This window comes from Phaeobacter italicus, assembly GCF_001258055.1.
GTDB classification, from domain to species: domain Bacteria; phylum Pseudomonadota; class Alphaproteobacteria; order Rhodobacterales; family Rhodobacteraceae; genus Phaeobacter; species Phaeobacter italicus.
The window spans coordinates 141,896-150,659 of sequence record NZ_CVRM01000035.1 but is presented as its reverse complement, the minus strand read 5'-3'; the positions used below and the strand labels follow the sequence as shown (position 1 = coordinate 150,659).

7 protein-coding genes are annotated in these 8,764 nt (G+C 60.7%); all 7 read right to left on the bottom strand.

Features of this window, described 5'->3' with window-relative positions; genetic code table 11:
- The coding region (locus tag NIT7645_RS17655) for an IS5 family transposase (RefSeq protein ID WP_370728922.1) at positions 1–560 on the bottom strand (560 nt) is incomplete at its 3' end.
- 462 nt (positions 561–1,022) lie between these two features.
- Positions 1,023–2,030, bottom strand: coding sequence for an Ldh family oxidoreductase (locus NIT7645_RS17645; RefSeq protein ID WP_008559982.1), 1,008 nt, complete (start codon positions 2,028–2,030; stop codon positions 1,023–1,025).
- A gap of 67 nt (positions 2,031–2,097) precedes the next feature.
- Entirely contained in the window at positions 2,098–2,748 is a 651-nt protein-coding gene (locus tag NIT7645_RS17640; protein WP_008561580.1) for a DUF3726 domain-containing protein, read from the bottom strand.
- Positions 2,745–4,436, bottom strand: coding sequence for a hypothetical protein (locus tag NIT7645_RS17635; protein ID WP_050687668.1), 1,692 nt, complete (start codon positions 4,434–4,436; stop codon positions 2,745–2,747). The genes NIT7645_RS17640 and NIT7645_RS17635 overlap by 4 nt, the downstream gene beginning before the upstream one ends.
- Positions 4,437–4,540: 104 nt before the next feature.
- Positions 4,541–6,091 (bottom strand): BCCT family transporter, encoded by a 1,551-nt coding sequence (locus tag NIT7645_RS17630; RefSeq protein ID WP_050687676.1) that lies wholly within the window; start codon positions 6,089–6,091, stop codon positions 4,541–4,543.
- Positions 6,092–6,154: 63 nt separating this feature from the next.
- Entirely contained in the window at positions 6,155–7,138 is a 984-nt protein-coding gene (locus NIT7645_RS17625) for a membrane dipeptidase (protein ID WP_050687666.1), read from the bottom strand.
- Positions 7,139–7,216: 78 nt separating this feature from the next.
- Positions 7,217–8,668: an aldehyde dehydrogenase family protein gene (locus NIT7645_RS17620; protein ID WP_008562168.1), complete on the bottom strand. Its 1,452-nt coding sequence runs from the start codon at positions 8,666–8,668 to the stop codon at positions 7,217–7,219.
- Between the last annotated feature and the right edge of the window lie 96 nt (positions 8,669–8,764).

Here is an 8,764-nt window from a genome sequence, read left to right as displayed (position 1 = left end):
TCAATCGCTACACGGCCCTTGGCATACCCATCACAGAGCCCGTAGGATAAGTCCGGCTGGGGAAGGGGAAGTCCGTTCAAACCCCGATTTGTGCAACAGAGCCCATCGCCGATATTGCTTGTCGTGACGCCGACCGCGCGGATCTCCAGTGTTTCCTCATCCATACCGAGATGAAGCTTGCGCCACAGGCGTTTCTTTGATCCGCCATGTTTGCGCGCGTTCCATTCTCCTTCGCCCTCGGCCTTGATCCCGGTGGCATCGATCAGCAGGTGGAGCGGTCCCGATCCGCCCCGGTACGGGATGGCGACGTTCAGTGTCTTCTGACGGCGGCACAGGGTGCTGAAGTCCGGGACTTTCCAGTCCAGTCCTGCCAGACGGAGGAGGCTTTCGACGAACCCGGTGGTTTGCCGGAGGGGCATGCCGAACAACACCTTCATCGTCAGGCAAATCTGGATCGCTGCATCGCTGAACTCGGGCTGACGCCCCCGCTTGCCTGTCGGCAGCGCATGCCACGACATCTCAGGATCAAACCAAATTGATAGCGAACCGCGCTGCTTCAGCGCCGTGTTGTACGAAGGTCAGTTCCTGGTCTTGTACCTCGTAGGGGACCAACTGCTCATGCACCGTTGCTACCCCACTGGATTCAAACAGTGAATCCATCTCACCATTTGTGCAACAAAGCCCCCGAAGACCCTGGGCGCGATTCTGTATCAAAGGGCTGACCTGCCGGAATCTTTGGAAATCTGACCTGCCAACGCATGCATCATCCAGATTGCCGCCTTCGGGCGGCATTTTTTTGGAACTTTCGATGGCAGATAATCCCGTGGAAAATGGCAGAAAAGCCGCCCCGGTTGGTTTTGCGCAGATCTGGGGTGTTTTAAAACAATGACTTACAAGGTGCGCGCTGGCATCAATGGCATTTTTTCAGTGGTCCCGACATGCACAAGACACGAAAGGCCGGGCAAATTGCCCGGCCTTTTTGGTAGTGACATTAAGGTACCGTCTGACCGGCCATGCCCAGTTCAGAGAAGGGCGCGGACCTTTTCCAGCAGGGCGGCATTGACGGCAACCCCGTCGCTGGCGGCGCGAATGCGGGCCTGGTGGCGGCCGTCACCGGGCAGACGCGCCCCATCCTGATCCCGGAAAGACGCGATCAGCTCGCTCAGCTTTTCCTGAAACAGCCCTCCCGCTGTTGCCTGCGGGTCTATCGCAATGAAGAATTGGCCAGTCTTCGGCGGCCCGCCTGCGGTTCCGGAAAATGGGCTGGCAACCGCGCCAAGCGTGGCACCCGTCATGGCCGCGGCCATCAGTTCAACCGTAAGCGCGATGCCAACACCTTTGTACCCACCAGAGGGCACCATGGAGCCCTTGAGCCCGGCCTCGGGGTCGGTGGTTGGCTGGCCCTCTGCATCCAGAACCCAACCTTCGGGCACCGGGTTGCCTTCGCGGGCGTGTTTCATCACCTCGCTTTTGGCGATGGTGCTGGCGGATTGGTCGATCAGCAGCGCCGCGTTGCCCTCTGCATCGGGAGCGGCAATCGAGAACGGGTTGGTCCCCACGACCGGTTTCGCCCCGCCAGAGGGGGCAATGGAGGCAGGCGCATTGGTGAACCCGATCCCCAGCAATCCTGCCTGTGCCAGTCGCTGGGTGTGAACCCCAAGAACACCGCAGTTATAAGAGTTGTTGATCGCCAGAACCGCCACGCCCATTTCGCGTGCAAGCGGGATCAGTTTTTCAAAACCCGCATCAATCGAGCTGTGGGCAAAGCCTGTGCCACCATCAACGGTGACCACTGCCGGGCGCGGGGTATCCAGTTTTGGCACGGCCTGGCCATCGACCTTGCCGCATTCCACATGCTGGGCGTAGATCGGGATATAGGCGAGACCGTGGGATGCAACGCCGTCCGCTTCTGTCATCGCCGTCGCAACGGCAAGAGGGCGGGCGTTGGCCTCGGATGTGCCTGCGTTCACCAGCGCACGGAAAGCGAGATCTTCGATCTCGGTGAGGGTCAGCGTTTCGGTCGCGGTCATATCAGTCTTTCTGTTTGATGCGATAGGAAGGGGCAGCTCGGGCCAAAGGGCCCTGGCCTGCCCCGGCTCAGTCGTTGTCGCTTACACCTGCACCGGCACCTTTGAGGCGGCTTTCTTCCGTCGCCGGAGCAAAGGTGCGGTGGGCAAATTTCTCAAGCTGCGACCAGCTGTCTTCACAGACCTCGGCGCGCAACAGCGGTTCCTGCTGGCCCGTCATCTCGGCAGGTGCGGAAAACACCAGCGTCGGAGCCTGACGCAGGCGCAGGGCCTCCGGACTGGCCTGAACGCAGAGCCGCTTGCCGTCTGTGGCCAGGCGCGCCCCCTCCCACTCGGCAGCGACCGGCAAACCCAGGCGCAGGGCCGCACCACCCATGAACGGAACCGCAAGCAATGGCAGGCTCACGTTCTCCATCGTGATCTTGCCACGTTCAAGGAGCCGTGCCGCGCAATCGCTGAGAGAGGCGCCCGCAATCAGCGGGCTCATCCGGCGGGCCGGCGCATGCCAGACCTCCGCCCGCAGTGACACCGGAGAGACATCAATGGCGGGAATTCGATCATTCAGGTTCAGCAGCTCAGCCAGAAGCTCGGTGCCGGGAAAGCCAAAGGAGGACAGCCAGCGTGTGCCTTTGGCCGCCTCTTCTGCCAGCCCCCAAGACAGGCCCGCACCGCGCGCTGCCCGTTTGCTCATGGCTTCGATTTCATTCAGCGAATGGCTCACGCGGCGGTCTCCTGCAGATTGGGAAAGACCCAGAATTCAGCGTTCTCAGAGGTCAGTTCAAAAGGAAGGGGGGCATTGCCATACATGCAGATCCGAACCCAGCGGTCAGACCGGGGGTCAAATTGTGTTGCCCCGAAAAAGGACAGTTTGCAGCGCAACATGTCGATGGGTAGCACCCGGTCCGAAATGGTGTTGTCGCGGATTTCAGCGTAGGGCGCGCGCCCGACAATCTGGGCCCGCCGCAGGACGTGGCGGTGTTCGGGATGGCGCAGCAGAAACTCTGCCACTTGCGCCTCGTCCGGCCAATGGGCGAGCGCCCGGTAGAGCATCGCCGCATCCCGCCCCGGTGCGAGGGGTTGTTCGTATTCCTCGATCGGCTCTTCGAACCGTTCACCCAGACGCGGTTCCAGCTTTTCTTCGGAAACATACCAGGCTCGTGCCTTGTTTTGCGGGGCCTGCCAGTCCGTTTCGATGGCCCAGGAATAAATCTCGTGCAAAAGCCCGCGCAGATCACCGATGGTCATGGCCCCGGAAATCCGGAAGGTTGCGGTGTTGTCGGCGGACATTTCTTCGGCATAACCATCGACCAATGCGCCGTAGGGCTCCAGCATCAGCGAGGCGATCCACTCCTGGCCTTCAACTGTCAGCGCGTCTTCGGCCCAGCGGTACAGACCATCCCAAGGGTTCATCCCGGTCAGGGCATGGGCCTCGAGGTAGTGGTCGGTTTTCGCGACATCACTGCGCAACCCCGCCAGTTTCTCAATCTGGATGGGATGGTCGGAGTGCCATTTGGCAATGGTGATTTTGCTGCGTTCGACCAACCCGCGAAACAGGCTGACATCCTCGGGGCTTGCCTCGGCGATGTTGCGCACGGTCTGGATCGCCCGTTCCCGCGCGGCAACCCAGTTGTTGAACAGAACGGGATGGTTCAGCAGAAATGGCGCCATGCCAAGACCGGTGGAATTGCCGATCCCCATGGACCTTGCGATCTCGATATCCAGTTTGGCGGCGGTGGTGCCTGTGGCCGCCGCCCGGCAGTTGGCCATATGCTGAACCAGATCCATCACAAACCACCGGGTCAGATAGACAGACAGCATTTCAACCTGGAAAGGCGCGCGAAATTCGGGGCGGTCGGCAATCATCTCGCGGTCAGCTGCGCCCAGCTTGCCAGAGCCATAGACCGCCGTCGTCCGCATCAGATAACCCACCGCATCGATCTGCGCGCGATCAGGTTGCACCCCCGATGCCAGGGCCGTGACCACATGTTCCCACAGACGAACCGACCGGTTCGCCCGCGACACGGACAGTTCGCTTCCGCTCACACGGCCTGCTTCCTGCACAGGGATATTGCGGGACAGACGGTCGATATCGTCAGCGGTCGGCACGCCATCAAACAGGGTGAAGGTGGCATCCCATGCCTCGGCGATCACCCGGTCGGATCGTTTTTCAGGCGGAAGATCATGGGCAAATGCAATCAGGGAGTAAGACCGCTCAGGCCCATGCGCGGTATAGACGGCGTGGCCCTGCCCTGTCTCATCAATTTCAAACGCGGTCTGTTCAAATCGCCACTGCTCGCGCGCCAGACGGCGCGTCAGCACCCGCATGAAAGACAAACGCGACTGATGCATAGAGCCAAGACGCGCCAGGCGCATGACGGTATTAGGGTCGCGGCATAGGATCTCGTTCATTCAAGTTTGCCCTTGCTGTCTAGACGTTTCACGATGACCCGCCGACCTGTGCCAGCCGATCATCGCAGACGATACGCCGGGTGCAGAGACACCCGGCACATTGCTCAGCTATCTTTGCCTTTCGCCAAGGTGATGCGCAGCGCATCCCAAAGCGACGGCAGCAGGATCAACGACACTGGCACGGCGGTTACGACGATGAAGCTCTGCAATTTCGATACGCCACCCGATCCGACAGAGATCAAAATCACGGCCATCACGCCCATCGCCACGCCCCAGAACACCCGTACAGCGGTGCTTGGGCTGTCGCCTTCGCTCATGGTAGCGGAAATCACGTAGCTCATCGAATCCCCGGTCGTGGCCACAAAGATCGTGGTCAGGATCAGGAACAGGATCGAAATCACAAATCCCATCGGCAGGTTTCCGGTGATCGCAAGCAGCGCCGCAGGCAGGTTGAAGCCTTCAAACGCTGCCGAAATGGTACCGGGATCGGCCAGTTCCATGGCAATGCCGGTCCCTCCGATGATGGTGAACCAGAAATTGGTCACGATGGGCGCGATGACCGACAGCATGATGACGATCTGACGGATCGACCGCCCCCGCGACACCCGTGCGATGAACATGGCCATCAGCGGACCATACCCCATGAACCAGCCCCAGAAGAACACGGTCCACCAGCCCAGCCACCCCGGCTCGCCGAACAGACCAGCATCGCCACGGTAAAGCGCCATTTCAAAGAAGCTGCCCAGATAGGCGCCAAACCCGGCAAAGAAGGTGGCAAAGATAAAGCCGGTCGGCCCAGCCAGCAGAACGAACATCAAAAGCGCAGCGGCCAGGATCACGTTGACTTTGGACAACAGCTGAATGCCACGGGACAGACCCGTCATGGCCGAGATGGTGTAGATCGCCACGAGCCCCGCGATGACCACTGCCTGGGTTGCAAAAACATCCGGAAGTCCGAAGAGGTCCGACAATCCATAACTCACCTGCAGCCCCAGGAAACCGATGGGGCCAACGGTGCCAGCAACCACTGCGATGATGGACGACGCATCTGCTAGCACACCAATCGGGCCGTTGATCGCCTTGTCGCCAAACACCGGATACAGAAGGGTCCGCGGGGCCAGTGGAAGACCTTTTTCATAGTGGTAATGCATCAGCATCACGGTCGTCAGCGACCCCAAGATAGCCCAGGCAAGAAAGCCCCAGTGCATGAAGCTCTGCGCGATTGCGGGCGTGACTGCGGCCTCGCTGCCGCCTTGCGCAGCAAACAAGGGCGGAGAATAAAGAAAATGGGCGATCGGCTCCCCCGCGGCCCAGAACACCCCGCCCCCTGCAAGCAAGGTGCACATGATCATGGAACCCCACTGAAAGGTGGAAAACTCAGGTGCGCTGAGCCCGCCAAGAATGGCGCGGCCACCGGGCAGGACGCAAAGAACAAGTCCGATCAGAAACGTCGCGAGCAGCAGAACCTGCCAGTACAGGCCAAAGTAGGTCGCAGAGACATTGAAGCCCCAATCGACCATCGCAGAAAGACCTTCCAGATCGACCAGAGCCGCGGCGCAGAACAGCGCAATGAAACCACCCGACAACAGGAACAGCGGCGTGTTCAGCCCCCTGCCCTTGCTGCTGTGTTGTGTGTTGATAGATGTCTCAGACATCTGAACCTCCCCATCTGACCGGATCATTCTGTCACCGGCCCTGTTGTGTGCTGTCGCCCCAGATCAGGTCTTGGGGCCGAAATTCTCCGCAAAGAAGCGATACCAGTTGTCCCCCATGACACCGGCCACTTCGTCTTCATTCATCCCCACAGCCCGCAGGCCGTTCTGGATGTTGTCGAAATCACGATTGTCCCTGAACCAGCTGGGCATCTCCGGGAAACCCGGCGCGGCGGCTGATCCTTCGCCGTAGTCGATTTCCTTGGTCCAGCGACCGACGCGCATCCATTCGACAATGCTGTCGGGCTGATCCTGGCAAAGGTCGGTGCCGATCCCGAGGTGCTCCACCCCGTATTTGTCGGCGGTGCGTGCGATCATCTCGCAGAAACTTTGCAGGGTGCAGTCGGACTTGTCCTTGAGGTGGTGGGGATAGACCGAAAAGCCCAGCATGCCGCCGTGGCCGGTCACTGCGCGGATCACATCATCCTTCTTGTTGCGCAGCGCGGGCGACCATTCGTGCGGATTGGCATGGGTGATCGCGATCGGGCGGGTGGACATCTCCGCCGCCTCGATGGTGGAGCGGTCGGCAGAATGGCTCATGTCCACGACCAGGCCGACCCTGTTCATCTCCTTGATCACCTGCTTGCCCATACGGGTCAGCCCCATGTCCTCAGCCTCGTAACAGCCGGTCGCCAGCAGCGACTGGTTGTTGTAGGTGAGCTGCATGAAACGGGCGCCGAGCGTGTGCAGGATCTCGACCAGCCCGATGTCGTCCTCTATCGGCGAGGGGTTCTGAAAGCCAAAGAACACCGCGGTGCGCCCGGTTTCGCGGGCCTTGTCGATGTCGCTGGCCCACTGTCCCTTCATGATCAGATCCGGGTACTGCTCGAACCAGCGGTTCCACTTTTCGAAGTTCAGAACCGTCTCGCGGAAGGTCTCGTGATAGGCAATGGTGACATGGATCGCGTCCACACCCCCCTCGCGCAGCTGGCGAAAGATCTTTTCCGACCAGTTGGCATATTGCAGGCAGTCGATACGGTATCCGGTCATTCTATCCCTCCAATTACGCGGGATGGGCGCAGCCATCGGCGCACGCGCCGATAGCAACCAAGTTCATCTGCCCTTGCATCAGACCGGCTTACCGGCGCTGATGTAGGCGGTCTTGACGGTGGTGTAGAACTCCGCCGCTGCCTTGCCCTGCTCGCGCGGGCCATAAGAGCTGTCGCCGCGCCCACCGAAGGGCACGTGATAGTCCGTGCCAGCGGTCGGCAGGTTCACGGTCACCACACCGGTGCGCGCGTTGCGGCGGAAGTGGGTGGCGCGGGCCAGTGACTGGGTGACGATGCCCGAGGTCAGGCCAAAGTTGGTGTCGTTGACCACCGCCAGCGCCTCGTCATAGCTGCCGACCTTGATCACGCTGGTCAGCGGCGCAAACATTTCCTCGCGGTTGATGCGCATATCGTTGGTGGTGTTCAGGAACACGCCCGGCGACATGTAGAAACCCTCGTGCGGCATCTCCAGACGCTGGCCACCGCAGGCCAGTTCGGCGCCCTCGGTCTTGCCGAGGTCCACATAGGCCAGGTTTTCGTTCAGCTGCTGCTCGCTCACCACCGGGCCCATCTGCACGCCCGCTTCCAGCGCGTGGCCCACTTTCATGGCCTGTGCGCCTGCCACCAGTTTCTCAACAAAGGCATCGTGCACAGCTGCGTGAACCACGAGCCGGGAGGAAGCGGTGCATTTCTGCCCGGTCCCGCCAAAGGCACCCCCCAGCGCCAGGGAGACGGCCAGATCCAGGTCAGCGTCATCCATCACTGCCAGCGCGTTCTTCGATCCCATCTCCATCTGCACCTTGGTCAGGTTCTGGATGGCAGCAGCGGCAATCCCTTTGCCCACCGGCACCGAGCCGGTGAAGGAAATGGCGTTCACCTTGGGGCTTTCGACCAGGCGCTGGCCGATCGAGCGGCCGGAGCCCATCACCAGCGAGAACAGACCCTTGGGGATGTCCTGACGCGCGATGATCTCGGTCAGGGCAACAGCCGATGCAGGAGTGATGTTGGCAGGCTTCCACACCACGGCATTTCCATAGCAGAGCGCCGGCGCGATTTTCCACGAAGCCGTTGCGGTCGGGAAGTTCCAGGGCGAAATGATCGCCACCACGCCCACCGCCTCGCGGCGCACGTCCACTTCGATGTCCGGGCGCACGGAGTCGGCGTTTTCACCGATCTGGCGCAGGCACTCGGCAGCGTAATAGGTAAAGAACTGGCCGGCGCGGTAAACTTCGCCCTTACCCTCGGCCAGCGGCTTGCCTTCTTCGCGGCTCAAGAGCGTGCCCAGTTCTTCGGCCCGCGCCATCAGCTCGTTGCCGATGTTCATCAGAACCGCCTGTTTGCGCTCCAGCCCGTAAGCAGCCCATTCGCGTTGCGCCACCTGCGCCTGATTCAAAGTCGCCTCCAGCTGATCGGCGCTGGCTTGGGCGAACATGCCAACCAGATCGCTCAGATCCGACGGGTTGCGGTTTTCGATTTCGCTCTCGCCCGCCAGCCATTCGCCGGCAATCAGGTTTTTCTGGAGATCGGTCATGGATGCATCGCCTCTGACAAATTTGAGTTGCCACGGGTATGGACACTGACCCACCATTCAATCAAACTAAAATTACTGAACCCAACTTCAAGCAAA